23 protein-coding genes and 1 pseudogene are annotated in these 26,641 nt (G+C 69.1%); 13 read left to right on the forward strand and 11 right to left on the reverse strand.

Features of this window, described 5'->3' with window-relative positions; genetic code table 11:
- The first annotated feature begins 189 nt into the window (after positions 1–189).
- The 3 genes from ACGFY5_RS06370 (at position 190) to clpX (ending at position 2,870) form a co-directional block, all read left to right on the forward strand.
- On the forward strand, positions 190–762 hold the full coding sequence (locus ACGFY5_RS06370) for an ATP-dependent Clp protease proteolytic subunit (protein ID WP_392718681.1): 573 nt from the start codon (positions 190–192) through the stop codon (positions 760–762).
- 44 nt (positions 763–806) lie between these two features.
- Positions 807–1,472, forward strand: a complete 666-nt coding sequence (locus ACGFY5_RS06375) for an ATP-dependent Clp protease proteolytic subunit (protein WP_392717924.1) — start codon at positions 807–809, stop codon at positions 1,470–1,472.
- 114 nt (positions 1,473–1,586) lie between these two features.
- Positions 1,587–2,870 (forward strand): ATP-dependent Clp protease ATP-binding subunit ClpX, encoded by a 1,284-nt coding sequence (gene clpX / locus ACGFY5_RS06380; protein WP_392717926.1) that lies wholly within the window; start codon positions 1,587–1,589, stop codon positions 2,868–2,870.
- 73 nt (positions 2,871–2,943) lie between these two features.
- On the opposite strand, the gene ACGFY5_RS06385 is transcribed toward clpX, so the two are convergent.
- Both ACGFY5_RS06385 and ACGFY5_RS06390 read right to left on the reverse strand, forming a co-directional pair.
- Positions 2,944–3,633, reverse strand: a complete 690-nt coding sequence (locus tag ACGFY5_RS06385) for a hypothetical protein (protein ID WP_392717927.1) — start codon at positions 3,631–3,633, stop codon at positions 2,944–2,946.
- Complete coding sequence (locus ACGFY5_RS06390; RefSeq protein ID WP_392717929.1) at positions 3,620–4,129, reverse strand: RNA polymerase sigma factor; 510 nt, start codon at positions 4,127–4,129, stop codon at positions 3,620–3,622. Before ACGFY5_RS06390 ends, ACGFY5_RS06385 begins: the two co-directional genes overlap by 14 nt.
- Before the next feature lie 139 nt (positions 4,130–4,268).
- Here ACGFY5_RS06390 and ACGFY5_RS06395 point away from each other — a divergent pair, with 139 nt between their 5' ends.
- Complete coding sequence (locus ACGFY5_RS06395) at positions 4,269–5,162, forward strand: YndJ family protein (protein ID WP_392717931.1); 894 nt, start codon at positions 4,269–4,271, stop codon at positions 5,160–5,162.
- On the opposite strand, the gene ACGFY5_RS06400 is transcribed toward ACGFY5_RS06395, so the two are convergent.
- Positions 5,119–5,682, reverse strand: coding sequence for a helix-turn-helix domain-containing protein (locus tag ACGFY5_RS06400; RefSeq protein ID WP_392717933.1), 564 nt, complete (start codon positions 5,680–5,682; stop codon positions 5,119–5,121). The two genes, ACGFY5_RS06395 and ACGFY5_RS06400, sit on opposite strands and share 44 nt — an antisense overlap.
- 116 nt (positions 5,683–5,798) lie before the next feature.
- Here ACGFY5_RS06400 and ACGFY5_RS06405 point away from each other — a divergent pair, with 116 nt between their 5' ends.
- Together ACGFY5_RS06405 and ACGFY5_RS06410 are read left to right on the forward strand one after the other, a co-directional pair.
- Positions 5,799–6,653, forward strand: coding sequence for an EamA family transporter (locus ACGFY5_RS06405; RefSeq protein ID WP_392717935.1), 855 nt, complete (start codon positions 5,799–5,801; stop codon positions 6,651–6,653).
- Between the two features lie 78 nt (positions 6,654–6,731).
- Positions 6,732–7,523 (forward strand): annotated as a pseudogene (locus tag ACGFY5_RS06410) (carbon-nitrogen hydrolase family protein); the annotation flags it as partial.
- 29 nt (positions 7,524–7,552) lie between these two features.
- Here the strand turns inward: ACGFY5_RS06410 and ACGFY5_RS06415 are convergent.
- Both ACGFY5_RS06415 and ACGFY5_RS06420 read right to left on the reverse strand, forming a co-directional pair.
- Positions 7,553–8,419 (reverse strand): GNAT family N-acetyltransferase, encoded by an 867-nt coding sequence (locus ACGFY5_RS06415; RefSeq protein WP_392717937.1) that lies wholly within the window; start codon positions 8,417–8,419, stop codon positions 7,553–7,555.
- Between the two features lie 20 nt (positions 8,420–8,439).
- Complete coding sequence (locus tag ACGFY5_RS06420; RefSeq protein ID WP_392717939.1) at positions 8,440–8,643, reverse strand: hypothetical protein; 204 nt, start codon at positions 8,641–8,643, stop codon at positions 8,440–8,442.
- 129 nt (positions 8,644–8,772) lie between these two features.
- Between ACGFY5_RS06420 and ACGFY5_RS06425 the strand changes: the two genes are divergently transcribed.
- The 3 genes from ACGFY5_RS06425 to ACGFY5_RS06435 are packed head-to-tail and all read left to right on the forward strand — an operon-like array spanning position 8,773 to position 13,229.
- On the forward strand, positions 8,773–11,412 hold the full coding sequence (locus ACGFY5_RS06425) for a valine--tRNA ligase (RefSeq protein WP_392717941.1): 2,640 nt from the start codon (positions 8,773–8,775) through the stop codon (positions 11,410–11,412).
- A 27-nt stretch (positions 11,413–11,439) separates the two neighbouring features.
- On the forward strand, positions 11,440–12,804 hold the full coding sequence (locus ACGFY5_RS06430; RefSeq protein ID WP_392717943.1) for a bifunctional folylpolyglutamate synthase/dihydrofolate synthase: 1,365 nt from the start codon (positions 11,440–11,442) through the stop codon (positions 12,802–12,804).
- Positions 12,801–13,229 carry a DUF4233 domain-containing protein gene (locus ACGFY5_RS06435; protein ID WP_392717945.1) on the forward strand — a complete coding sequence of 143 codons (429 nt, stop codon included), beginning with the start codon at positions 12,801–12,803 and terminating at the stop codon, positions 13,227–13,229. The genes ACGFY5_RS06430 and ACGFY5_RS06435 overlap by 4 nt, the downstream gene beginning before the upstream one ends.
- Before the next feature lie 658 nt (positions 13,230–13,887).
- Here ACGFY5_RS06435 and ACGFY5_RS06440 read toward each other — a convergent pair.
- Complete coding sequence (locus tag ACGFY5_RS06440; protein WP_392717947.1) at positions 13,888–14,703, reverse strand: hypothetical protein; 816 nt, start codon at positions 14,701–14,703, stop codon at positions 13,888–13,890.
- Here ACGFY5_RS06440 and ACGFY5_RS06445 point away from each other — a divergent pair.
- The 3 genes from ACGFY5_RS06445 (at position 14,689) to ACGFY5_RS06455 (ending at position 19,221) form a co-directional block, all read left to right on the forward strand.
- Positions 14,689–17,082 carry a bifunctional polysaccharide deacetylase/glycosyltransferase family 2 protein gene (locus ACGFY5_RS06445; protein ID WP_392717949.1) on the forward strand — a complete coding sequence of 798 codons (2,394 nt, stop codon included), beginning with the start codon at positions 14,689–14,691 and terminating at the stop codon, positions 17,080–17,082. The two genes, ACGFY5_RS06440 and ACGFY5_RS06445, sit on opposite strands and share 15 nt — an antisense overlap.
- Before the next feature lie 82 nt (positions 17,083–17,164).
- Positions 17,165–17,851, forward strand: coding sequence for a winged helix-turn-helix domain-containing protein (locus ACGFY5_RS06450; RefSeq protein WP_392718683.1), 687 nt, complete (start codon positions 17,165–17,167; stop codon positions 17,849–17,851).
- Between the two features lie 2 nt (positions 17,852–17,853).
- Positions 17,854–19,221 carry a sensor histidine kinase gene (locus ACGFY5_RS06455; RefSeq protein WP_392717951.1) on the forward strand — a complete coding sequence of 456 codons (1,368 nt, stop codon included), beginning with the start codon at positions 17,854–17,856 and terminating at the stop codon, positions 19,219–19,221.
- Here the strand turns inward: ACGFY5_RS06455 and ACGFY5_RS06460 are convergent.
- Positions 19,218–20,717 (reverse strand): acyltransferase family protein, encoded by a 1,500-nt coding sequence (locus tag ACGFY5_RS06460; RefSeq protein WP_392717953.1) that lies wholly within the window; start codon positions 20,715–20,717, stop codon positions 19,218–19,220. The two genes, ACGFY5_RS06455 and ACGFY5_RS06460, sit on opposite strands and share 4 nt — an antisense overlap.
- Positions 20,718–20,862: 145 nt before the next feature.
- Entirely contained in the window at positions 20,863–22,314 is a 1,452-nt protein-coding gene (locus ACGFY5_RS06465) for an acyltransferase (RefSeq protein WP_392717955.1), read from the reverse strand.
- 192 nt (positions 22,315–22,506) lie between these two features.
- Here ACGFY5_RS06465 and ndk point away from each other — a divergent pair, with 192 nt between their 5' ends.
- Positions 22,507–22,914 carry a nucleoside-diphosphate kinase gene (ndk, locus tag ACGFY5_RS06470; protein WP_392717957.1) on the forward strand — a complete coding sequence of 136 codons (408 nt, stop codon included), beginning with the start codon at positions 22,507–22,509 and terminating at the stop codon, positions 22,912–22,914.
- Positions 22,915–22,974: 60 nt separating this feature from the next.
- On the opposite strand, the gene ACGFY5_RS06475 is transcribed toward ndk, so the two are convergent.
- The 3 genes from ACGFY5_RS06475 to ACGFY5_RS06485 all read right to left on the reverse strand — a co-directional run bounded on the left by ACGFY5_RS06475 (position 22,975) and on the right by ACGFY5_RS06485 (position 26,543).
- The gene (locus ACGFY5_RS06475; RefSeq protein WP_392717959.1) at positions 22,975–24,519 is read right to left on the reverse strand and encodes an acyltransferase family protein; all 1,545 of its coding nucleotides are present in this window, start codon (positions 24,517–24,519) and stop codon (positions 22,975–22,977) included.
- 64 nt (positions 24,520–24,583) lie between these two features.
- Complete coding sequence (locus ACGFY5_RS06480; RefSeq protein ID WP_392717961.1) at positions 24,584–25,972, reverse strand: acyltransferase family protein; 1,389 nt, start codon at positions 25,970–25,972, stop codon at positions 24,584–24,586.
- Positions 25,973–26,084: 112 nt separating this feature from the next.
- Positions 26,085–26,543, reverse strand: coding sequence for a peroxiredoxin (locus ACGFY5_RS06485; protein WP_392717964.1), 459 nt, complete (start codon positions 26,541–26,543; stop codon positions 26,085–26,087).
- Between the last annotated feature and the right edge of the window lie 98 nt (positions 26,544–26,641).

A 26,641-nucleotide genomic window follows, 5' to 3' on the forward strand; every position in this document is an offset into this window, starting at 1 on the left:
AGGGGCCTCGGGGCCGCGTTAGTGTCAGGCGTACGGCCAGCCGCGTAGTTCTGCTCGGTCCAGCACTCGCAGGCCCCACAGCTCGAAGAGCTTCAGCCCAGAATCACGTTCAAGGCGAAGGCAGGCATCGTGACCCACTTCGACACACCGGCAGCACCCGCCGTCGGCCGCGCGCCGAGCTCGGGCGGTATGGGCTTCGATGACTCGGTGTTCAACCGGCTCCTCAAGGAGCGCATCATCTTCCTCGGCCAGCAGTTCGACGACGAGATGGCCAACCGGATCTGCGCTCAGCTCCTGCTGCTCTCGGCGGAAGACCCGGTGCGCGACATCGCGCTTTACGTCAACTCCCCGGGCGGCAGCGTCTCGTCCGGCATGGCGATCTACGACACCATGCAGTTCATCCCGAACGACGTGGCCACCTACGGCCTCGGCCTCGCCGCGTCGATGGGGCAGTTCATCCTGTGCGCCGGTGCCCGCGGCAAGCGGTACGCGCTCCCGCACACCCGGGTGATGATGCACCAGCCGTCCGGCGGTATCGGCGGTTCGGCCAGCGACATCGCGATCCAGGCCGAGCAGATGCTGTACACGAAGAAGCTGATGCAGGAGCGGATCGCGTACCACACCGGTCAGTCCGTCGAGCAGATCGAGTCGGACTCGGACCGCGACCGTTGGTTCACCGCCGACGAGGCCAAGGAGTACGGCCTGATCGACGCGGTGCTGCCGACGACTTCCGACGTGGCGGCCACCACCGGCGCTCACTGAGCGCGCAGCCACCGAACCGCCATTTTCTCGTCCGGAGGACCAGAATGAGTGAACTGAACTTCCCGGGCTCCGGGTTGTACAACCGCGATACCGCACCGCAGGGCCGTTACGTCCTGCCGTCGTTCGTCGAGCGCACGTCGTACGGGATCAAGGAGATGAACCCGTACAACAAGCTGTTCGAGGAGCGCATCATCTTCCTCGGTGTGCAGATCGACGACGCCAGCGCGAACGACGTCATGGCGCAGCTGCTCTGCCTCGAGTCGATGGACCCCGACCGGGACATCTGGATCTACATCAACTCGCCGGGCGGCTCGTTCACCGCGCTGACCGCCATCTACGACACCATGCGGTTCGTCCGCTGCGACATCCAGACGGTGTGCATGGGCCAGGCGGCATCGGCCGCTGCCGTCCTGCTCGCCGCCGGGACGCCCGGCAAGCGCCTCGCGCTGCCGAACGCCCGCGTGCTGATCCACCAGCCCTACAGCGAGGGCGGCGGTCAGGGCTCGGACATCGAAATCCAGGCGCGTGAGATTTTGCGCATGCGTACGCAGCTGGAACAAATGCTTTCCTCGCACTCCGGTCAGCCGATCGAGAAGGTCCGCAAGGACATCGAGCGGGACAAGATTCTGACCGCGGACGAGGCCAAGGAGTACGGCCTCATCGACCAGGTGCTGGAAAGCCGCAAGAAGGTTCCGGTCGCGGCAGGTTGAGCGGTGAAGTAAGGCGACGCGCCCTCGCGACCAGGGGTCAGCGAGGGCGCGGAGCATGTACCGTCGAGGAGTCAGTCGGCCGGCGGTCCGGCGAGGACAGGGAGATGGTCGTTCGTGGCACGGATCGGTGACGGCGGAGACCTGCTGAAGTGCTCCTTCTGCGGGAAATCGCAGAAGCAGGTCAAGAAGCTCATCGCGGGCCCAGGTGTGTACATCTGCGATGAGTGCATCGACCTGTGCAACGAAATCATCGAGGAGGAACTCTCGGAGTCCTCCGAGCTGAAGTGGGACGAGCTTCCCAAGCCGATCGAGATCTGCGAGTTCCTCGACCAATACGTGGTCGGGCAGGATTCGGCGAAAAAGGCTCTCGCGGTAGCGGTGTACAACCACTACAAGCGTATTCAGGCCGAGAACACGGGGCACCGCAACGGCGGCCCGGAGCCGGTCGAACTCGCGAAGTCCAACATCCTGCTGATCGGCCCCACCGGCTGCGGCAAGACGCACCTCGCGCAGACGCTGGCCAAGCTGCTCAACGTTCCGTTCGCGATCGCTGACGCCACGGCGCTGACCGAGGCCGGCTACGTCGGCGAGGACGTCGAGAACATCCTGCTGAAGCTGATCCAGGCCGCCGACTACGACGTCAAGCGCGCCGAGACCGGCATCATCTACATCGATGAGGTCGACAAGATCGCTCGGAAGAGCGAGAACCCGTCGATCACGCGTGACGTCTCCGGCGAGGGCGTGCAGCAGGCTCTGCTGAAGATCCTGGAAGGCACCACCGCGAGTGTTCCGCCGCAGGGCGGTCGCAAGCACCCGCACCAGGAGTTCATCCAGATCGACACGACGAACGTGCTGTTCATCGTCGGAGGGGCGTTCGCCGGGCTCGAGAAGCTGATCGAGAGCCGGGTCGGCAAGAACGGGCTCGGGTTCGCGGCGAACATCATCTCCGCGTCCGAGCGCACCACCGACGACGTGTTCGCCGACGTCATGCCGGAAGACCTGCTGAAGTTCGGGATGATCCCGGAGTTCGTCGGCCGTCTGCCGGTCATCACGACGGTGCGCAATCTCGACCGGCGTGCGCTGATGCAGATCCTCACCGAGCCGCGGAACGCGCTGGTCAAGCAGTACCAGCGGCTGTTCGAGCTCGACGGTGTGGAGCTGGACTTCACGCACGACGCGCTGGAGGCGATCGCTGACCAGGCGATCCTGCGTGGCACCGGTGCTCGAGGGCTCCGGGCGATCATGGAGGAGGTGCTCCAGTCGGTGATGTACGAGATTCCCTCGCGTCCCGATGTGGCGCGCGTCGTGATCAGCCGCGAGGTCGTCATGGAGAAGGTGCTGCCGACGATCGTCCCTCGCGACGTTCCGAAGCGTGAGCGGCGCGAGAAGAGCGCGTAGTTAGTTCCACACAGCGTTCGTTCCGCACAGCGGCCCCCGCCTTCCCAGGCGGGGGCCGCTTGCTGTGTGCGGGTCAGGTCGCGCTCTGCCAGTGGGCGATGCGTCTGCCGTCCTTCGGATCGAACACTTCCAGCCCGTCGTCGAGGCGGTAGACCGGCCCGCGGGGACCGCGGAGCTCCGCGACGGTCGCGAGCAGCGTCGGGCTGCCGAGCGAATCCGCGGTGTAGGCCAGGAGCTGCCAGACGGAGTCGTCCGGATTCCCGCTGTCGAGCGCGCACTGCACCAGGACGACGGCGTCCTTGACTCCGTCGTCGGACAGGTCGGCGTAGAGGGGTCGGGCGCCGTCGAACATCTCGTAGTTGGTCTGGCCCTGGTTCTGCACCCACCCCTGGTTGCTCCTACCGTTGCGGAACGTCGCCAGGTTCGCGATGCAGAGCTCGGACTCCGGGATCTGGAGCGTCGTGTTCGCCCAGTCGACCTCGGCCAGCGGGTTGGGCCGGTTGTCGGCCGAGGGCGCAGTGGGCGCCGGCCGGGTCGGGTTGTTGATCGGGTGGACCTGATCCGGCCGCTCGACGGCTCGGACCGCCCATCCGGCGCCGATCAGCACGACGAGGACGAGTGCCGCGACCGCCGCGAGCCGGTTACGTCGCCGCCGGCGGCCGGCGCGCGCGGTGAGCGTCTCGCCGGGTCCCTCGAAGGCGTCCGACGGGTCGTCCCGGAGGCGTCCGAACAGTGCTGCGGCGGGGTCGTCATGCTCGGCCATCGTCGTGCCTCCCTTCGACCCTCTCGCTGTCCAGGTGGGCGGCCATCGCGGCCCGTCCGCGGTGCAGCCAGGACTTGACAGTGCCCTCGGCCACCGACTCCTCGGTCGCGATCTGGGCGATCGACAGGTCCGCCAGGTAGTGCAGGACCACCGCCCGGCGCTGCCGCTCGGGGAGCGTGGCCAGCGCAGCGACCAGCGTCACGTGCTCGGGGCCCGGCGGTGGTGCGTGGACCTCGCGTTGGCCGTTCAGGTACCGCAGCGCCGTGCGGGCGCGGCGCCAGCGGCTGATCGCGAGCCGCCAGGCCACCTGACGCACCCAGCCGGCCGGGTTCTCGTAGCGGGATACGGACGCCCAGCGCGTCCAGGCTCGGACGAACGCTTCCTGCACCGCGTCCTGCGCCTCGGTGGCGTCGCCGGTGTACGCGTACAGCTGCTTGCAGAGCACGGGGAAGTTGTCGGCGTAGAAGCGGCCGAAGTCCCGTCCCGTCCCGGTCACGGCCCTCCTTTCCTGCCGGCGTCGGAGTCGGTCCGCCTGTCACACGCCTGGGCCGGTTGGCGGGTTGCAGACAAATTGTTGAGCGGGCGCTCAAGACAGCGGTAGAATTTGAGCGATTGCTTAAACAAGGAGGTCAGCCATGCGATGGGCGGTAGTTCCGGCGATCGTGCTCGGCATGCTCGTGATCGTTCCGGTGGGGTTGGGGTTGCTCGAAGCCCCGGGGTTACGGGTGCTGCGGGCATGCTGGCCGCCGGTCGCCATCGTCGGTGCGCTGTCGCTGGCGCTGCCGGTGAGCATCTTCGCGGTGGGGCTCGCCTGTGTGTACGCGCTTGGGACGTTCGTGCTGGCGGGCACGGCTGCGGCCCGGTTCGTCCGGGACCGGTCGTTCGCTCCGGTGGACGTCGCGGCGCTCACCGCGCTCGTCACCCCGGCGGTGGCCGGGGCGTCGCTCGTCGTCGAGCGGGCGGGCGGAACCCTGCTCGGCTTCGGGCCGAAGATCCTCCTGCTCACCGTGGCTCACTTCCACTACGCCGGCTTCGCCGCCGCCCTCGTGGCCGGCTTGGTCGCCTCGGCCGCCTCGAGCGAGCCGGCCGCGTGGGGCGCAGCGGCGGCGCGGGGCGTGGCGGTGGTGGGGCGGAGGGCTGCCGACTTCGCGGCGTTGACCGTGCCGGCGGGGACGTTGTTGGTGTTGATCGGGTTCTTCGCGGGGGAGTTGGTCGAGCTGGCGGGTGCCGCGGTCCTCACCGCAGGCATGTGGGTGGTCGGCACGCTCTCCTGGCGCGCCAGGGCGTCGGTGCGGGACCGGACGGCACGGATCCTGCTCGGCGTCTCATCGGTCGTGCTCGTGCTCACGATGCTGCTCGCACTCGACTGGGCACTCGGCGAGGCGTTCGGCGTCCCGAAGCTCAGCCTCACCTGGATGGCCGCGACGCACGGCGTCCTCAACGCGGTGGGCTTCGGCCTCTGCGCGGTCCTGGCCTGGAGTCGCCTCAGCGACGAGTACGCCGGTCGAACTCCCCGGGCGGCATCGTGACCACCATGTGCACGCGAGCCGGCTCGGTGCCGTCGTTGCGGTACCGGTGCGGGACGTCGCCCGGATAGACAGCGGTCCGGCCGGTCTCGACCCGCAGCTCCACCTCGCCGACGACGAGCGTCATCGTGCCGCTCAACACGTGCGCCATCTCCCGCGTACCGACCGAGTGGTCCTCGGAGACGTGCTCCTCGCCGGGCTCGAGCACCCACTCCCAGAACTCGACGAACTCCGGATCGTCGAGACCGGCGAACAGCGTCGCCCGGCCGCCCGAGGGCCCCTCCCACAGCACGCTGTAGTCGCTGGGGCCGGTGACCTGCACCTCCGGAGGCCGAGCCTCCTCCACCAACCGCGCCACGGTGACGCCGAACGCGTCGGCGATCCGCACGAGCGTGCCGATGCTCGGGTTCGTCCGGCCCGCTTCGATCTGCACGACCATGCCCTTGCTGACGCCGGAGCGCCCGGCCAGTTCGTCGAGCGACCAACGGCGGTTCGTGCGCAGGCTCCGGACCCGCTCGCCCACGAGGAGAGCGATCGCGGGACGTGCGTCATCGCGAGCTGCGGTCAATATATTGGCCTCTTCGGTCAATGCAGTGATACAAACGGAGTCATGAACCACGCTACCGGTTGGAGCCCGCGGTGATTCCGGTACTGCTCGCCGCCGGGTCGGCCCTGGTCTACGGCGTGGGCGACTACTGCGGCGGCACCGCGGGCAAGCGCGCTCCGGCCGTCGCCGTGACGCTCGTCGCGAAGGTGTTCGCGTTTCCGCTGTTGCTCGTGCTCACGCTGCTGCTCGGTGCCGACGCGGTGCCGGGCGTCGCGGATGCCGGTTGGGCGGCGCTGGCCGGCCTCGCCGGTGTCGGCGCGGTCGTCCTGTTCTACAAGGCGATGTCGGCCGGGGCGATGGCTGTGGTGGCTCCGATCACGGCGGCGGCGTCGGCAGTGCTGCCGGTCGTCGTCGGCATCGGAGTGGATGGTTCGCCCGGCGTGGTGCCGTTGATCGGCGTCGGGTGCGCAGTCGTGGCGATCGCGCTGGTGAGTGCCGGCGGGGGCCGGCCTGCGACCACCGGCGCGGTCGTCACCCCTTCGCTGGTGGGCCTGTCCGTGGTGGCCGGGTTCGGGTTCGGGCTGTTCTTCGTCCTCCTCGACCGAGTCGACTCCGCCACCGGGCAGTGGCCGTTGGTCGTCGCACAGGTGACGGCGGTCGTCGCGCTGGTGATCGTGAGCCTCGTGCGCCGGGAGCGGATGTCCGTCTCGCGTGCCGCGGTGCCGTTCGTGCTGGCCGCTGGTGCGTTCGACGCCGTGGCGAACGTGCTCTACGTGCTGGCCAACAACGCTGGGCAGCTCGCGCTGGTGGCGCCGGTGGCGTCGCTGTACCCGGCCAGCACCGTCGTCCTGGCGCTCGTGCTCGACCACGAGAAGGTCCGCGGCTGGCAACTGCTCGGCCTGGGCCTGGCCGGAACCGCCCTGGCCCTCCTCGCCGCCACCGGCTAGCCACGCGTCTGGCGCGGGTGCGGCGTGCGCGCTCTGCGACGGTGGCGATCTCTGCCGCTGAGGGTTAAGAATTTCTCCATGCGTGTTGCGGTGTGTCAGCTCAATGCACGGGACGACCGGGCGGCGAACCTCACGGAGGCTCGGCGTCTGCTGGAACAGGCCGCCGCGGCGGGTGCCGACTTCGCCGTGCTGCCGGAGTTCGTCGACTACCTGGGTCGGCGGCGAGGGGAACCAGAGCCGGAGACCGTCGACGGCGAGTTCGCGGAATTCTTCTCCCGGGCCGCGCGTGAGCTGAGCCTCAACGTGCTCGCCGGCTCGTTCCGCGAGCGGGCCGAGGACGGCGAGCGGGCCTACAACACCAGCCTGGTGTTCGACCGGTCCGGCGAGCGGGTCGCCGCCTACCGCAAGATCCACCTCTACGACGTCGAGATCCCCGGTCGCGTCTCCTACCACGAGTCGAAGACGATCGCGCCGGGTGAGGAGCTCGTCGTCGCCGGCGTCGAGGGCACCCCGATCGGTCTCTCGATCTGCTACGACCTGCGGTTCCCCGAGCTCTACCGCGCGCTGGCGGTAGCGGGCGCGAAGGTGCTCGTCGTACCGGCGGCATTCATGGCCCACACCGGCCGGGACCACTGGGAGGTCCTGCTGCGCGCGCGGGCCATCGAGAACCAGTGCTACGTCGTCGCCGCCGGCCAGATCGGCGACCACGAACCGAACCGCACCTGCTTCGGACGCAGCATGGTGATCGACCCCTGGGGCACGGTCGTGGCCCAGGCACCGGACGTCGTCGGTGTGGTCACCGCCGACCTGGATCTGGCGCGGCTGGACGAGGTGCGGGCCGAGCTGCCCAGCCTGGCCAACCGGCGGTTGCCGGATCAGGACGGAGTGCTCTGTAACTACTACGCGAAGACCCAGGTTTCGCCCTCGGCCACCGGCCGGTAGCCGATCCGCTCGTAGACACCGTTGCTGGTCGGGTTGTGCGCGTCGGTGAACAGCAGGACGCCACGCGCGCCGATGTCGAGCAGGTGCTGGCTGAGTTCGGCGGTCGCGGCTGCCGCGTACCCACGTCGTCGGTGCACCGGCGGCGTGTAGACGGCGTTGATCCGATAGATGCGGTCGGCCGGGGGAGCGAAGCAGACCATCGCGACGGGTGTTCCGCGGACCTCCCAGATCCACGCGCGCCCGCCGCTCAGGAAATAGTCGACCCGATCGGCCGCGTCCTGCTCGGTGAACTGCCCCGGCTCGTCGTGCGGCGTGTCGTTCATGAACCCGAGCACGCCCCTGACGAGCCAGGGGCGGTATGTCCAGTCGGCGCGGATCAGCTTGCCGGGAACGTCCACCGGCGGTCGTAACGAGTCGAGGACCAGCAGCTTGGTGGACATACCGGGGCGTGCCAGTGCGCCGGTGCGCGCGGTCCAGGCCCGGGCCACCGCTGTCGGACCCGGCGACATCCCGGTGACGCCGGGCAGCGCCTCACCGGCCTCGAGCAGGGCATCGACGAGCGCGTCGGCGGCTTCGTCGTCCAATTCCGGGACGAGCAGCAGGTGCGGCGGGGTCCAGGTCGCGACCCAGGTCGGCGGCAGACCCCGATCGGAGCGGATCAGCGCCCAGAGCGAGTCCGGTTCGGTGGGCAGCGTGCCGTCGGCCCGCTGGCTGACGACGGTGGCGAGATGGTTGTGACGGACCGGGTCGTGGGTCAGCCACGAGGCCGCGGCCGGGGCGAACGCGGACAGGCCGATCGACCCGCGGAGCAGTTCACAGCGCACGTTTGACGATCTTGGATCAGTTAGGGCTGTACCACTGCGTTTCCGGGAGAAACGGCCGGGCCGGAGCAGCCCTCGGCCGCGACGCCGATCAGGAACACCGCGACGATGCCGCCGCCGATCGTGAGCATCGCTCTCCGCATCGGCGCGGAGCCGGGACCGCGCATCCGGACCGCGCCGACGATCACCGCGATCAGCACCAGAAGACCGATCAGCGGGCCCCACATCGGGGCAATCAAGTCCTCCAACCCGCTACGCCCCCCACCCTGCCGCCCGAAATCGGATCCAAGCGACTACCCTGCCACGCTCGCATCCGGGTGGCGAACGCGCTCGCCGACCGAACTAGGATTCACGTCGTGACCACACAGCCCGACACCCAGGCACCGCCGTCGTCGTCGACCGAACTGTCGACCAAGTACACGCCGGCGGACGTAGAGGGGCCGCTCTACGAGCGGTGGGTCGCGGCCGGCTACTTCACTCCCGACGCGACGAGCGACAAGCCGCCGTTCTCGGTCGTGATCCCGCCCCCGAACGTGACCGGTGTGCTGCACATCGGCCACGCGCTCGACCACACGCTCATCGACACCCTGACCCGGCGTCGCCGGATGCAGGGGTACGAGGTGCTGTGGCTCCCCGGCATGGACCACGCCGGCATCGCCACCCAGAACGTCGTCGAGCGCGAGCTGGCCAAGAACGAGGGCAAGAGCCGTCACGACCTGGGGCGCGACGAGTTCGTGCGCCGGGTGTGGCAGTGGAAGGAAGAGTCCGGCGGCAAGATCGCCGGTCAGATGCGCCGCCTCGGCGACGGCGTCGACTGGACGCGCGACCGGTTCACGATGGACGAGGGCCTGTCGAAGGCCGTCCAGACGATCTTCAAGCGCTTCTACGACGACAACCTGATCTACCGCGCCGAGCGCATCATCAACTGGTGCCCGCGCTGTCACACCGCGCTGTCCGACATCGAGGTGGAGCACTCCGACGACGACGGCGAGCTCGTCAGCATCCGCTACGGCGACGGCGAGAACGCGATCGTCGTGGCCACCACCCGGGCCGAGACGATGCTCGGTGACACCGCGGTGGCCGTGCACCCCGACGACGAGCGCTACCAGCACCTCGTCGGCACCGAGGTCGAGCTGCCGCTGACCAACCGGCGGATCCCGATCGTGGCCGACGAGCACGTCGACCCGAGCTTCGGCACCGGTGCGGTGAAGGTGACACCGGCGCACGACCCGAACGACTTCGAGATCGGTCAGCGCCACGGCCTGCCGAACCTCACGATCATGGACGAGAAGGCCGTCATCACCGCGCACGGCCCCTTCGAGGGGCTCGACCGGTTCGAGGCGCGCCCGGCTGTGGTCGCGGCGCTGCGCGAAGAGGGCCGCATCGTCGCGGAGAAGCGTCCGTACGTGCACGCGGTGGGTCACTGCTCGCGGTGCGACACGGTCGTGGAACCGCGGCTGTCGCTGCAGTGGTTCGTGAAGGTGGAATCGCTCGCGAAGGCGGCCGGTGACGCCGTCCGCGACGGCCGGGTGACGATCCACCCGCCGGAGCTGTCGAAGCGGTACTTCGACTGGGTCGACAACATGCACGACTGGTGCATCTCCCGCCAGCTGTGGTGGGGCCACCGCATCCCGGTCTGGTACGGACCCGATGGCGAGATGGTGTGCGTCGGCCCGGACGAGCAGCCGCCCGGTCCGGAGTGGACCCAGGACACCGACGTGCTCGACACCTGGTTCTCGTCGGGCCTCTGGCCGTTCTCGACGCTGGGCTGGCCGGACGAGACGCCCGACCTGGCGAAGTTCTATCCCACCAGCGTGCTGGTGACCGGGTACGACATCCTGTTCTTCTGGGTCGCCCGGATGATGCTGCTCGGCCTGTACGCGATGGACGGCAGGCAGCCGTTCGACGTCGTGGCGCTGCACGGGCTCGTGCGTGACAAGTACGGCAAGAAGATGTCGAAGTCGCGCGGTAACACCGTCGACCCGCTGGACTGGATGGACGCCTACGGCTCCGACGCGCTGCGTTTCATGCTGGCGCGCGGTGCCAACCCGGGCTCCGACCAGGCCTCCAGCGAGGAGTGGGTGGCCGGCGCCCGCAACTTCTGCAACAAGCTCTGGAACGCCACGCGGTTCGCGCTGCTCAACGGCGCCGACGCGAGCGCAGAGCTGCCGCAGGAGCTGTCGCCGGCCGACCGGTGGATCCTCTCGCGGCTGCACACGGTGCTCGCCGAGGTCGACGACCTCTACGAGCGCTACGAGTTCGCCAAGCTCACCGACGTGCTCTACCACTTCGCGTGGGACGAGGTCTGTGACTGGTACGTCGAGCTGGCCAAGCCGGAGCTCGCCGCGGGTGGCATCCGCGCCGACACGACCCGGGCGGTGCTCGGGCACGTGCTCGACCGGTTGCTCCGCGTGCTGCACCCGGTGACGCCGTTCGTCACCGAGGCACTGTGGACGGCGCTGACCGGCAAGGAATCGGTGGTGATCGCCGAGTGGCCGATGCCTGAGCTCAGTCGCCGCGACCCCGCGGCCGAGGCCGAGATCGAGGCGCTCCAGCGGGTCGTCACCGAGGTGCGTCGCTTCCGCTCCGACCAGGGCGTCAAGCCGACGCAGCGTGTGCCGGCCCGGCTCGACGGGCTGGACGCGCTCGGCGTGGCCGCGCACGAGGCGCTGATCCGGTCGTTGTCGCGGCTCGACCCGGCGGGGGACGACTTCACCGTCACCGGCACGGTGCAGGTGGGTACTGGGAATACAGCGCTCACGGTCAGCTTCGACACGTCCGGGACCATCGACGTCGCCGCCGAACGGCGTCGGCTGGAGAAGGACCTGGCGGCGGCCGAGAAGGAACGCGCACAGAACTCGGGCAAGCTCGGCAACGAGGCGTTCCTCGCGAAGGCGCCCGACGCGGTCGTCGCGAAGGTGCGCGAGCGCCTCACTGCCGCCGAGGCCGACCTGGCCCGCCTCGAATCCCAACTCGCCGCCCTGCCCGGCTCGTGAGTACATGCGCATCGCGGGGGAGTCGGCATGAGTAACGACCGCGACCGGGCCGCGGCGGATGCGGCTGAGCTGGCGCGGGCCGAGGCGGGGCTGAATGCCCGGGGGCCCGGGCGGATGGTGCCGGACCGGGACCGGATCGTCGCGTTGCTGGATCTGCTGGGCAACCCGCAGCGGGCGTACCCGGCGATCCACCTGACCGGCACCAACGGCAAGACGTCGACGTCGCGGATGATCGACAGCCTCCTCAAGGCCTTCGGGCTGCGAGCGGGCCGCTACACCAGCCCGCACCTGGAGTCGGTCACCGAGCGCATCGCGCTGGACGGCGAGCCGATCCCGGCCGGGAAGTTCGCCGCGGCCTACGACGAGGTCGCGCCGATGGCCGACCTGCTCGACGCAAAGAACGCAGACCCGGTCACGTACTTCGAATTCACCACCGCGATGGCGTTCGCCGCGTTCGCCGACGCCCCGGTCGACGTCGCGGTCGTCGAGGTAGGCCTCGGCGGCGAGTGGGACGCGACGAACGTCCTGGACGCCGGCGTCGCGGTCATCACGCCGATCAGCCTCGACCACGCCGCCCTGCTCGGCGGCACGGTAGCCAGCATCGCCACCGAGAAGGCCGGCATCATCCACGGTGACGCGAGCGTCGTCACCGCGGTCCAGCCGGCCGACGCGATCGAGCCGCTGCTGTCGCGGGCGGCGTCCGAGGGCGCCTCGGTCGCGCGCGAGGGCGTCGAATTCGGTGTTCTCGAGCGCACGATCGCGGTCGGTGGCCAGCAACTGCGGCTCAAGGGCCTGGCCGGCCAGTACGACGACATCTTCCTGCCGCTCCACGGCGCCCACCAGGCGCAGAACGCGGTGCTCGCGCTCGCCGCGGTCGAGGCGTTCCTCGGCGCCGCACCGGGCCGCGCGCTGGCGTCCGACGCCGTACGCGAAGGCTTCGCCAACGTGCGGTCGCCGGGACGCCTGGAGCGGCTGCGTACCTCGCCGACAGTGCTCGTGGACGCCGCGCACAACCCGGCGGGCATGACCGCCACGGTGCAGGCGATGGCCGAGGCGTTCGCGTTCCGCAAGCTGGTGGCCGTCGTCGCGGTTCTGGACGACAAGGACTACCGGGGCATGCTCGAACTGCTCGAGCCGGTCGCGGACGCGATCGTGGTCACCGAGAACTCGTCACCGCGCCGGTTGAGCGTCGACGATCTGGCCGCGGTGGCGGTGGAGGTGTTCGGTGCCGATCGGGTCGATGTCGCCTCGCGGCTGGACGACGCGATCGAGTCCGCGGTCGCGATCACCGAAGAGGACGACGCCGGCGACGCGCCGCTGGCCGGAGCCGGGGTACTGGTCACCGGCTCGGTGGTGACGGCGGCCGAGGCCCGGAAGCTGCTGGCCCGATGAGCCGGCCGGAGGAGGACGTCGTGGCCGAGTCCGACGACCCGACCCCGGCCGCCGAGCCGGCCGAGGACGGTGCGCCGCAGTCGGGGTTGAAGAATCCCGGTGCGGCGGTGCGTGGCGTGGGCGCCGCCGTGCTCGTGCTGGAGTCCCTCGTCCTGTTGCTCGCGATCCAGCCGCTGCGGACGCTGCTACCGGATGCCTCCGGCGCGGCCACCGCTCTCGCGCTGGGGCTCGCGGTGCTGTGTCTCGGCGCGGCGGGCCTGCTGCGCCGCGGATGGGCGTGGAATGCGGTCACCGTCCTCCAGATCGTGATCGTCGCGACCGGCGTCATTCACTGGATGCTGGGAGTGGTTGGCGGCATTTTCCTGCTGGTGTGGATCTACGTCCTCAACGTCCGGAAAACGATCCTGGGAAACCGTCCACAGTAGTGACCACGAGTATGTGATTCACTACTGAAAGTAATTGAATCAGTCGCCCTTCTGAAGCAACTTCAACGCTGTTCACAGCGTCTATTGGGTGTGTCCTACACCTGCCTGAAACCAGGCGAAGTTTGCCGTCTCTGTAGCGGTTCGCATCCGTACCGTGATGGATGACCGTTCCGCAGAGTGAATGCAGCACAACGCTCCGGTGTCGGATCGGTGCTCAGGACTGTAGCGCTGACCTGGCAGAATATGCTGCGCGCAAGCGCGACGTTCTCGCTACTCCCGGTAATTTCAGTCGTCAGCCGTACGAACCAAATGCTCCGGTCGGCCGTCTGATTTTTAAGACGCGCTCCGTCGAACAGTTGAGGTTCTATGTCGGATTGGTGACTTCACAGGAATGGCACTGTCCGTGATGACCGATTGAACCCCGCCTGTCCGCCCAAATTAGAGCGCGTTGGGTCGGAAGTCCATCTTGTCGGTTTCGTTGACGTCTTTGAGATATCGCTTAAGGTGCACTCGTGGAATCAGGGCTGAATTCCGATACCGAGCAGGTCGAGGTCTTACCTGAAGACATCGTCGCTGCTCCGGTGTTCGTGGATGCGACGGGTAAGCGGCGTCGACGCCTGCGTACCGTCGGTTTCCTCACGGGGGGCGTTGCTGTCGCCTACGCAGCCGTGCTGGGCCTGAGCTTCGCCGGCGGTCCCATCGCTCCCAACGCGTTGCTGCCGATCCCCGGCGTTCCGACCGTCGCTCCGCTGGCGAACGACGACAAGGAGCCGGAAGGCTCGCTGTCCGCTGTCAGCAGCGACCAGGAGATCGCCCGGAGCGGCGACGACGGTAACCGCGGTGACCGGATCGACTCCACCGCCACCACCACGCCGAAGGTGACCCTGTCCGGTACGGCCAAGGTGCCGGTGAAGCCGACGCCGACGAAGCCGTCCGCGACGCCCACCAAGCCGTCGCCGACGCCGACGAAGCCGTCCCCGACACCCACCAAGCCATCGCCGACGCCCACGCCGACGAAGCCGGCCGACCCGCCGCCGACGACGAAGCCCGCTGACCCGCCGCCGGTCACCACGAAGCCCGCTGACCCGCCGGTCACGACGAAGCCGGCGGACCCGCCGGTCACGACGAAGCCCGCGGACCCGCCGGCGAATCCGCCGGCCAACCCGGCTCCCGGCACCGGTGCCGGTGGTGGCGGGAGCAGTGCCCCCCCGAAGCCGGCCGACCCGCCGGCCACGACGTCGAATCCGGCCAACCCGGCGCCCGGCACCGGGGGCGGCGGCAGCAGCACCGTGCCGAAGCCCGCCGACCCGCCGGCGTCCACGACGCCGCCGGCACCGGCCAGTAAAGCGCCGACCACGACATCGGCCACCACCACGGCGCCCAAGAAGAAGAAGCCGAAGAAAAAGAAGGCGCCGAGCATCAGCCCGAGCCCGAGTACCACCACGGAGAGCTGACCGAGATGCAGCCTGGGCAATACGGCCGCGTCCCGCAGCCGACCCAGTACCCGCAGTACCCCGCACAGCGTTACCCGCAGTCGGCGCCTCCCGCGCCGGCTGCACCGGCGCGTTTCCCAGGTGCGGAGTCGGGGACGCAGTTCCCGCAGCAGCGGCCACCAGCCAACCCGCCGACGTTCGGCGACGGCGGCGGCCCCGCGAACCCACCGCCGGGCGGAGGCGGCAGTGGGGGAGGCAGCGGCGAGAGCGGCGGCGAGGCCCGCAAGGTTCCACCGCGCCCGCGCTTCCTGTTCGTCGCGTTCCTGCTGCTGGTGCTGGTCGCGGTCCTGATGGTGCAGGCCTACGTCCAGGCGCAGGTCGCAACGCCGAAGAACGTCCACCTCTCTGGTGACTCCGATCAGGTTCCGGACTCGGTGCTCAACGGTGGGCCGATCATCGACACCACCCACGACAAGCCGTACTCGTACCGGCTGCCGCAGAAGACGATCGCGTTGACGTTCGACGACGGCCCGGACGAGAAGTGGACGCCGCTGGTCCTCGACCTGCTGAAGAAGTACGACGCCCACGCGACGTTCTTCCTCGTCGGCTCCGCGGTCACCGAGCACCCCGACCTGGTCAAGCGGATGGTCGAAGAGGGCCACGAGGTCGGCATCCACAGCTTCACCCACCCCGAGATGTCGGAGATGGGTGCCTGGGAGCGCAAGCTCCAGTACTCGCAGACGCAGATGGCGATCGTCGGCGCGGCCGGCGTCACCACGTCGCTGCTCCGCTTCCCGTACTCGTCGCAGGCCGACGCGATCGACAACGTGTACTGGCCGATCGTCGAGGAGGCCGGAAAGCTCGGTTACCTCAACGTCGTCAACGACACCGACAGCGAGGACTGGAAGAAGGAAGGCGTCGACAAGATCGTCAACAAGGCCTACCCGTCCGACAAGCGGTACGGGGCGGTCTCGCTCTTCCACGACGCCGGTGGCAACCGCGCGATGACGCTCGCCGCGATCGAGAAGATGCTCCCGCGGTTCCGGAACGAGGGCTACCAGTTCGTCACCGTCGGTGAAGGCCTGAAGAAGTCCCCGGACTGGAACAACAACGACGGCGGCAGCAACTTCCAGGCCATGCAGCCGGCCAGCGCCGGTGAGATCTGGCGCGGCCGGGCGATGATCTGGGTCGTCCAGGCGTCGGGTTGGTTCGTCACGGGCCTGGTGGGCCTGCTGACCGTCGTCGGTGTGCTCACGCTCGCCCGCCTGGTGCTGATGCTGGTGCTGGCCACGGTCCACGCACGGAAGCGGCGGTCGAAGAACTTCCGCTGGGGTCCGGAGTTCCTCGAACCGGTCTCGGTCGTGGTGCCGGCCTACAACGAGAAGGAAGGCATCGCGGCCGCGGTCAGATCGCTGGCGACCAGCAACTATCCAATGGTCGAAGTGATCGTGGTCGACGACGGTTCGTCGGACAACACCGCGGAGATCGCCGAGGGCCTGGGCTTCGCCAACGTGCGGGTGGTCCGGGTACCCAACGGCGGTAAACCCGCGGCGCTGAACATCGGCACCGCCTGGGCGCGTGCGGACGTCATCGTCATGGTCGACGGCGACACGATTTTCGAGCCCGACTCGGTCTACGAGCTCGTGCAGCCGTTCGCCGACGCGCGTGTGGGTGGTGTGGCCGGCAACGTGAAGGTCGGTAACCGCCAGAGCATCGTCGCGCGCTGGCAGCACATCGAGTACGTGATCGGCTTCAACCTCGACCGGCGGATGTACGACATCCTGCAGTGCATGCCGACGATCCCCGGCGCGATCGGGGCGTTCCGCCGGGAGGCGCTGCGTGACGTCGGTGGGGTCTCGCACGAGACCCTGGCCGAGGACACCGACCTGACGATCGCCATGGGGCGCGCCGGCTGGAAGGTCGTCTACGAGGAGAAGGCCCGGGCCTGGACCGAGGCGCCGTCGACGATCCAGCAGCTGTGGAAGCAGCGTTACCGCTGGAGCTACGGCACGATGCAGGCGATGTGGAAGCACCGCAAGGCGGTGTTCGAGAGCGGTCCGTCGGGTCGGTTCGGCCGGTTCGGTCTGGTCTTCCTCGGTATCTTCCAGGTCGGTCTGCCGCTCTTCGCGCCGCTGATCGACGTGTTCGCGCTCTACGGCCTGGTCGCCTACGACGCGGCGCTGTCGGCCGCGGCGTGGGTCGGAATGCTGGCGCTCCAGTTCTTCCTGGCGGTGTTCGCGTTCAAGCTGGACAAGGAGAAACTCGGCCCGCTGTGGTCGCTGCCCGCACAGCAGTTCGTGTACCGGCAGCTGATGTACGCGGTGATGATCCAGTCCGTGGTCACGGCGCTCACCGGCGCCCGGCTGCGGTGGCACAAGTTGCACCGCACGGGCCTCACGGCCCCCGGACAACCGAGCTGAACCGTCCCGAAGGGGCCCCCGCGACCGGGGGCCCCTTCGCCGTTTCCGGGTGGGCGCCGCGTGGGAGAGTGACGGCGTGAAGGTGCTCGTGGTCGAGGACGATGCCGACCTGGGATACGCGGTCGCGGCAGCGCTGCGTGGTGCCGGGCTGGCCGTCGATCTGGTGGGTGACATCCCGGCCGCGGACGAAGCGGTCCTGGTCAGCCCCTACGCGTGCGTGGTGTTCGACCGGATGCTTCCGTCCGGGGACAGCGTCGACTACGTCTCCGCGCGCAGACGCGGCGGATGGGCCACCCCGGTGCTCTTCCTGACGGCCCGTGACAGCGTGGCCGACCGGGTCGCCGGCTTCGAGCACGGCGGTGACGATTACCTCGTGAAGCCGTTCGCCGTGGCGGAACTCGTTGCGCGCGTCCTGAGCCTCGGCCGTCGCTCGCTCACCACCGGGCCGCCGGCCGCTCCGGTGCTGCGCGTCGTCGATCTCGAGATCGACGTCCCGCGGCGTCAGGTCCGGCGCGGAGGAGTGCTGCTGACGCTCACCGCCAAGGAGTTCGCGGTGCTCGAACTGCTGGCCAACCACGCCGGTGAGGTGGTCAGCCGGAGCACGCTCATCGAGCACTGCTGGGACGCGATGGCCGAGCCGATGTCGAACGTCGTGGACGTGCTCGTGCGTCAGCTGCGGCGCAAGCTCGGCGGCCCGCAGCTCATCCACACCGTCCGGGGCGCGGGCTACCTGCTCGGTACCGACCCCGCCGAACCGGCCTACGGCTGATCGTGGTCGCCACGCCGCCGCTCGCGTCTACCGCGCCCGGGAAAGCTCCGGCGCGGCGCTCCGGCAGGCTCCGGAAGCGGAAACTCACCGGCAAGGGCACCGGGACGGTCGGCGTCCGGCGGTCGCTGCGGCTGCTGCGGTGGCGGCTGACCGTTCTGTACACGGTAGTGGCCGGCTGCGGGCTGATCGCGTTGGCGACGCTCGCGATCAACACCGACAACCACCTGCGGGAGACCCGGCTCGACAACGCGATGGAGACCAGGGCACGCACCGCTGTCGCGCTTGTCTACTTCACCGGCTCCGGTGGCGTCCAGCTGCAGGACATCGCCCAGGACGAGGTCTCGACGGGGTCCCCGCAGGTGGTCATCCTGCTCGGCTCGCCGCCGCAGCGCTCGGTGTTCGCGAGCAGCGATCCGGAGCTCAAGGTGACGGTGTCCCATCTCAACGGTGTGGCCGCGCAGGCCGTCGACGCCGGTGGGATCGTCCGCACCGACGGTGAGGACGACGCCGGGCACCCGACGCGCCTGCTCTCGGCACCGCTCTACGACAACGAGGGAATCGCCGCCGGTGCGGTGGTCGTCGTCGGCGACCCTACCGACGGTGACGAGGAGCACGAGAAGCTCGTCGCGGCGCTGATCCTGGGGTGCGTGACGCTCGTGACGTTGGCCGCGCTCGCCGGCCACGCGCTGTCGGGGCGTTCGATGCGGCCCGCGGTCGACGCGCTGGAGCGTCAGGAGGCGTTCCTCGCTGACGCGGCGCACGACCTGCGCACCCCTGTCGCGACGCTGCGGACGCTGGCCGAAGCGGCCCTCGCCGACCCTTCCCAGCGGTCGGATCTGCTTCCGCGGGCCGTGGCCCTGTCGGCCCGGATGGGCGACATCATCGACGACCTGCTGACCCGCGCGCGGCTGAACGCCGGCGTTCAGCACCTCAACAAGGAGCCGCTCCGGCTCGATCTGCTGGTCGAGAGCATCGTCGATCAGCTGGCCGACCCGGTGGGTGGGCCGGGCGCACGGGCGCAGGTCACGTTCCACTCCGAGGACTGCACGGTCCGCGCCGACGCACACCTGGTCACCCGTGCGGTGGCGAACCTGGTGGAAAATGCGCTCAAGCACGGGCACCACCCGGGCGTCGCCCCGCAGGTGGACGTCGCGGTGTTGAAGCCCGGGCGGATCACGGTCAGCGACCGTGGCCCGGGCATCGACCCGACCGTGGCGTCGGCGCTGTTCGGCCGGTTCCGCAGCGACGGCGGATCGATCGGCCTGGGCTTGTCGATCACGCTCTGGGCGGCCGATCTGCACGGCGGGAAACTGACCACCGCCGCCCGTCCGGGCGGCGGTGCGATCTTCGAACTGTCGCTCCCGGCCTAGCGGTTGCGGGGGATCGTTCCCGTCTCGTCGAACGAGGGTGGCTGTTCCCCGCGGCCTCGCGGCTGCTGGTGGCCGGGGCCGGCGCTCCAGCCGACGTCGTTGCGCTCGGCGGGAACGTCCGGGAACCGGCCGCTGCGGGGTGCGCCGTAGGTGCCGCGTTCGGGCGTCCGCCGCTGCTGCTCGGGCACGCGCCTGTCATTGTCGTAGTACTGGTGGTCGTCGCGCGGCACGGCGGGGGAGCCGTACACACCACCCGGCTGGCGCTGCGGCTGCGCGTGCCAGGCGCCACCCACCGGTGCGCCCGACACGGGGAGCGACACGGTGCTGTCGTCGACGTTCGCGGCCACTGCCGGCTCGGGCAGCCCACCCCCGGTGACACCGGACGCGACGGCGGGGGCGGCGGGCGTCGACGAGCCGCCCTTCTTCCCGAGGTCCTTCGGGAGCAGCTGGGGCCGACGCTGGGCGGCGACGTCCTCGATCCAACCGAATGCGAGCATTCCGAGGATCGTCAGCACGATCGCGATGATCGCGCAGATCGCGGTACCGCCGGTCTCGCCGAACTTCCAGACGTTGATCTTGTCGCCGACCGGGTAGCTGAGCTCGATCGCGACGTTGTGCCACAGGTAGATCACCATGGCGCGGCCGTTGACGATCGTGATCAGGCGGTCGAGCGCCTTGTTCTTGCCCACCCAGCTGAACTTCGGTGCGAAGCGCAGCAGGATCAGCACGATGCCGAACGAGAAGATCGCCTGACCGGGCGGGATCAGGTTGAAGTCGTAGCTGTTCTCCTCCTGGTGCGTGAACGCCCAGGCGGTCGCCAGCCCCGCCAGTACCAGGCCCATGGTGACCACGGCCGGTACCGGAACCTTCTTGAGCATCCCCTCGCGGTGCGCGAACCCGAGCAACCAGAGCGAGAGGAACGTGAAGCCGTCGGTGAGAACACCCTCGCCGAGGTCACCGGCCCAGCCGAAGCCGATCTTGCCGGACGCGACCCCGACCATCACCAGCAGCGGGATCGTGATCATCGTCTTCGGGTACCAGCGGAAGAGGATGAGCAGCAGCGGCGAGAGCAGGATGAACCAGACGATGCTCCGCATGTACCAGAGCGGCTCGGTGAGCGATGCCGCCCACTCCGAGCCCGGTGGGTCGGACAGCGGGAAGATCCAGAACACCAGGCGCCACAGCGCCGGACGCTCGTCGGACGGCCAGCCGTGCCAGAACATCAGCGGGATGCCGATGACGCCGGCCAGCCAGAGCACGGGCAGCAGACGCTGAAGGCGGTTCTTGATCGTCTTCAGTGCGCCACGGTCGAGCGAGCGGACCATCAGCGATCCGGAGATCGCGAAGAGCAGGCCCATCGCCGGCCAGAAACCGAGCCACGCCTCGCTCGAGAAGATGTGGTAGACGACCACCCACAGGATGCAAAGGAACCGGAGGACGTCGAAGTACCGGTCCCGAGCCCCGGTCGAGGCGCGCGCAGGCGTTTGCGTGGTCACCGAACCATGATCACCCTCTGATCGGGCGCGCATGGTTGTTTCAGGGAACTAAGTCACGCGCGCAGTGTAGTGTTGCCGACACTCTTAGTCCAGTTTGGGTGAACAAATTCAGTACATCCGCAGACGAGGACTTTCTGCAGCTTGTTCACTGATAATGGCGGTCGTCAGGACCGTCCGAGTGCGGACGCGGCGTACCGTACTCCGCCGACGGATAGCGCCCGCCCTGTCGGGGGTCGTACTGCTGCGGGGGCTGATAGCGCGGATCCGAATAACGCGGGTCGCCCCCGTACTGGGGATCGGCGCCGTAGTTCGGGTTCGCCCCGTAACCCGGATCACCGCCGTAGCGAGGATCACCGCCGTAGCGAGGGTCGCCGCCGTAGCGGGGGTCGTTGGCGTAGCGCGGGTCGGCGCCGTAGGCGTTCCCCTGTGGTGCCGCGGCCGGAACCGGGGCAGGGGTCGCGGGCTCGGTCCCGGCGGCCGGACCGGTCTCCAGCGGTGCCGCTCGCACCTTTACCTTGCCGGGCACCAGCTCCGGCTTGCGCTGGGCAGCGACGTCCTCCACCCAGCCGAACGCCAGCACGAAGACACCGACCAGCACCCACGTCACCGGGAACCAGGCGAGCCAGGTGTCGATGTCGAACTGCTCGAACACCGTCATCGCGATGAGGATCGCGGCGTTGTGCCAGAGGTAGATCGTGACCGCGCGCGAGTTGAAGATCGTGATGATCCGGTCGATCACCGCGTGACGCTGCAGCCACTCCATCCGCGACGAGTAGCGCATCAGGATGAACACGACGCCGAACGAGTAGAGCGCGAGCGTCAGGCTGCTGTTCTCGACCTGCCACGCCTTGCCGCCCGAGTCGAGCGCCTCGGCGTTACCCGGCCCGGCCAGCCACCCGATGCCGGCCGCGATCATCGCGCCGCCGATCGCGAACAGCGCCGGCAGCGGCAGGCGCTTGATGATGCCCTCGGCGTGTGCGAACCCGACCAGCCAGCAGCCCAGGTAGACCAGGACGTCGTTGAACGTGCTGCCCCACCAGTCCTCGAGCGGGAGCAGGCCGACCTCCGCGAGGCCGAGCAGCGCGAACGGCAGCGCCAGCACCAGCCACGGCACCTTGCGGAAGGGCTTGAGCAGCAGCGGCGACAGCGCCACGAACCACAGGTACGTCTTCAGGTACCAGAGGACGCCCCAGGCGACCTCGCCCCACTCGCTGCCCGGCGGGTCACCGACCGGCAGCAGCCAGAACGCCAGCTGCCAGAGCGGGGAGTCGCCACTCTCGCTGTACGCCCACTCGCTCGGAGCGCCGTCGTGCCAGACCATCAGCGGGATCCAGATCGCGCCGAACACCCAGACGACCGGCAGCAGGCGGCGGAACCGGCTCTTGACCGCGGTCAGTGCACCCTTGTCGATCGAGCGCACCATGAGCGTCCCGGCGAGCGCGAACATGACGCCCATCGCGGGGAACCAGGGGAAAAATGCGAAGCCGAACGCGTGGTAGGTGACCACGCGGATGATCGCGACCGCACGCAGCGTGTCGAGATAGCGGTCGCGGCCCTTTGCGGGGGTCGCCTTCGGGCCGGGCGCAGGGGCAGTCACGGACACGAGGACATGTTCCGCGAATGAGATGAAGTTTGGATGAGGAGAGCAACTCTATTTGCTGCGAATTTTCACAGCAGTGAGGACATCTAACGCAATTGATAACAGATTGCCCCCCAATCGGGGGTGTACGAGAGGGGAGTCACGCGGACGGTACGCTGCGGTGACGCTGATGAACGAGGAGTCGACCCTGTGTCCGAGCGCACGCTGGTTCTGATCAAGCCCGACGCGGTCCGCCGCGGCCTGGTCGGGGAGGTGCTCGGGCGGTTCGAACGCAAGGGCCTGACCGTCGAGGCGATGCAACTGCGCACCGTCGACGCGACTCTCGCCGACGAGCACTACGCGGAGCACATCGAGCAGCCCTGGTACCCGCCGCTGCGCGAATTCATCTCGTCCGGGCCGCTGGTGGCGCTGATCCTCTCCGGCGACCAGGCGATCTCGGTGGTGCGCACGCTGATCGGGGCCACCGACGGTCGCAAGGCCGATGCAGGCACGATCCGCGGCGACTTCTCGCTCTCGAACCGGGAGAACCTCGCGCACGCGTCGGACTCGCCGGAGTCGGCGGCGCGGGAGATCAAGATCTGGTTCCCGGAGGCCTGAGCTCCGGACACGACGAGGCCCGTATCCACCGGTGGCGGATACGGGCCTCGTCGTTCCCGCCTAGTGGCGGCTGCGGCGTTGCTGTTCCGGCTGTGCCTCGGGTGCCGGTCGCTGCGTCGGGTACTGCCCCTGCTGCTCCGGACGGCGCCGCTCAGAATGACGCTGCTCCGGACGCTGGGGGGCGCGCTGGGCGTCGCGGTAGGCCTGGGTGTAGTCGGCGGTGGGGTGGTTGGCGTTGCGGTACTCGGCGTCGTAATCCGCAGTGGGGTGGTCGTAACCCCCGGGCGGCGCGCCCGGCTCCTGTGGCTGCCCGTACTGCTGCGGCTCGAACTGCTGGTACCGCCGCCCATCGGCCTGCCCCTGCGGGCCTCGCGCGTACGGGTGCTGGGCGGCTGGGACGGCAGCCGGCTGGGCCGCGGTAGCGGCCTCCTGGGCCCCCTGGGCCTTGGCGGACTGTTCGGCGGCGTATTCGGCACGCCGTTCGGTCGCGGACGGACCCACCGGGAACAGCCTCGGACTCCGCCGGGCGGCGAGATCCTCCACCCACCCGAACGCCAGCACGCAGACCGCGATCAGTACCCAGACCGTCAAGAAGTCCCAGGCAGGGTTCTCGACGATGCTCTCCGGGATCCAGCGCGTCAGCCAGTCGTCGATCGGGAACGACGCGTCGATCATGACGTTGTGCCAGAGGTAGATCGTGACGGCACGGTTGTTGACCAGCGCCACCAGCCGACCCAGGAACGGCGTCCGGCCGATCCAGCTGGCGTCGGGGGCGAACCGCAGCAGCGGGATGATGACCGCGATCGACCACAGGGCGTTCGCCAGCGGGATGCCGTTGAGGTCGTACGTCTCGCCCGGGTCGGCGTCCTCCACCGGGTGGCCCAGCGCCCAGGCGATGCCGCCGACCGCACACGCCACCACGATGCCGACCAGTACCGGCGTCGGGATCTGCTTCAACTTCCCGGTGCGGTGCGCGAACCCGAGCATCCAACACGGCGCGAACATGCCGAGCGTCGACACCAGGTCCCAGATGTTGCCCTGGTCGGGCGACGGAAGGATGCCGAACGTCTGGAGCAGGACGAGCGCGAGCGGCGCGACGAGCGTCGGGATCGGCCACCTGCGGAACGCCTTGAGCAGCAGCGGGCTGAGCGCGACCAGCCACAGATAGGTGCGCAGGTACCAGAGCACGACGGTGAAGTTCGCGCCGAACTCGTTACCCGGCGGGTCGAAAATCGGCACGACCCAGAAGATCAGCTTCCAGAACGGGACCGCCTCGCCGGTGTTGGGATCGGTCCAGTCGGAGAACGCGCCGCCGCCCCAGATCATGACCGGGACGATGACCAGGCCGAACAGCCACAGGGCGGGGAGCAACCGCCGGGCCCGGTTCTTGATGACGGTGAGCGGCGGCTGCTTGTCCAGCGAGCGCACCATCAGGCCCCCGGCGAGCGCGAACATCACGCCCATCGCGGGGAAGATCCAACTCAGCCAACTGCCGCCGAACGTGTGGTACGTGACCACGCGGATGATCGCCGCAGTGCGGAGAGCATCCAGGTACAACTCGCGGTTCGGGCGCTTGGTGGGGCGATCGCTCACATCCGAAATCATCGGTGCCGCTCCATGAGGGGATCGTGAGAAGACAGGGGCAGTAAAGGAGCGATTCAGGTGCAAATCAGGTGCGCACCCTCGGGGCGTCCTGTCCGGGGAACGCCGACCAGGCCACCTCCCGCACCAACAGCGATGTCGGTGCGACGCGTACTTCGTCGCCGGCGATGCCCACCGCGCGCACGATCCGGACCGGACGGCTCTGTTCGGCCGGGAACTGATCGGCGCGCAGGAGGCCCAGCGCCCACGGGTCGGTCGGCTTCGTTGCCGTCCCGGAATCGTCGGCGACCACGTCGGCCACCGTCGCTTCGGCGTCGAAAGCGGCAGTGGTGCGGTTCGGGATCGCCGGCCGCCGCGGAATGATGACGGACGCCAGCGGCGGCTCGGCCGGGAGGCGGGGCAGCAGCGTCGGCCAGCGGTCGGCAGACACGTCCTCGATCCCGCCGAACACGACGACGCCCAGGCAGATGAGCACCAGCGCGATGAGGAAGCAGGCGGCGGCGCCCACCACCGTGCCGGCGGCCCAGACGCCCAGCGCCCTGCCGATCGGGAAGCTCAGCGCGATCGCGACGTTGTGCCACAGGTAGATCACCATCGCGCGCCGGTTGACGATCATGACCAGCCAGTTCGCCGGCAGGTACGGCCACCACCGGCGTTCCAGCCCGGACCAGACCGGGGCCGGCCGCAGCAGAAGCAGCACGGTGCCGGTCGAGAACAGCAGCTGCGCGAGCGGGATGTGGTTGAGGTCCACCGAGCCGTCCGTCGGGTGCGTGACCGCCCACAGGACGCCGGCGACGGCGAGCGCGCCGCCGCCGACCAGCACGGTCGTCCGGCGGGCGTGCGCGATCCACTCGTCGCGGTGCGCGAAGCCGAGTAGCCAGCACGGCAGGTAGATCGACGCGTCGCGGACCACGGCACCGAACCGCTCGCCGAGCGTCCAGACATCGAACAGACCGGTACCGATCGCGACGGCCACCGTGACCGGGACGAGCAGCGTCATCCGCGGGAAGCGCCGGAACAACGGCAGGAGCGCCGGCGAAAGCAGCAGCAACCAGAGGTAGGTCCGCAGGTACCAGAGCGGCTCGGTGAGCGCGCCGGCCCACTCCGCACCGGGCGGATCCGAGAACGGGACCACCCAGAAGAGGAGCTCCCAGCTGGCGCTCGGGCGCCAGCCGAAGCCCAGCATCACCGGAACGGCCAGCGCGGCAGTGGCCCACAGCGGAACGAGCAGACGGCGCAGGCGGCGACCGACCGCGCGACGGACCGAGGCGTCGAAGGAACGGGCGGTCAGCGATCCCGCGATCGCGAACAGCAGCCCCATCCGCGGCCAGTACGAGAACGCTGCCAGCGGGAACACGTGGTACAGGACGACGTACGCGATGCATGCGGCTCGCAGGACGTCGAAGTATCGATTCCGTTCACTCGTGGGCGGCTTCGCTGGGGCTAAAGCAGTCACTGGCCCATGATTGTCCGGTTCGCCATCGTGTTGGGGGACGCATCTCGGTGATCCCCGCTAAAAGGGGGTGAACAGCGGGCCTAATCCGCCCGAACGGACAAAAGTGCCTCGGTTAGGCGGTTCGGTTACGGAGGACCTCGAGCGCCTTGTCGGCGTGGACGGACATGCGCAGCTCACTGCGCACGACGGCGAGCACACGCCGGTCGACGTCGATGACGAACGTGTGGCGTTTCACAGCCAGCGGGCCGAGTCGACGCTTCACGCCGTACTCGGTCGCGACCGCGCCGTCGGTGTCGGAGAGGAGCGGGTAGTCGAGGCTGTGGCGGTCGGCGAACTCCGACTGCACCTCGACCCGGTCGTTGCTGATGCCGATGCGCTGGGCGCCGACGGCCGCGAATTCCTTGGCGAGATCACGGAAGTGGCAGCTCTCGGCGGTGCAGCCGGGGCTCATCGCGGCCGGGTAGAAGAACAGGACCACTGGGCCGCCCTCGGCGAGGAGGGTGCTGAGCTTGCGCTGCACGCCGTCCTGGTCGGGGAGTTCGAAGTCCGGGGCCAGATCGCCTGTGTCCATCGTCGACCTTCTTCATCGCGGCTCGTCCGCTGTCACTCTGGCAGCCGTACCGCGCTCTCGCCAGTCGGTGCGGGCAAGGCCACTGGCCTTGCCCGCAC

The sequence above is a fragment of the Cryptosporangium sp. NPDC048952 genome (genome assembly GCF_043197895.1).
In the GTDB taxonomy this organism is placed as follows: domain Bacteria; phylum Actinomycetota; class Actinomycetes; order Mycobacteriales; family Cryptosporangiaceae; genus Cryptosporangium.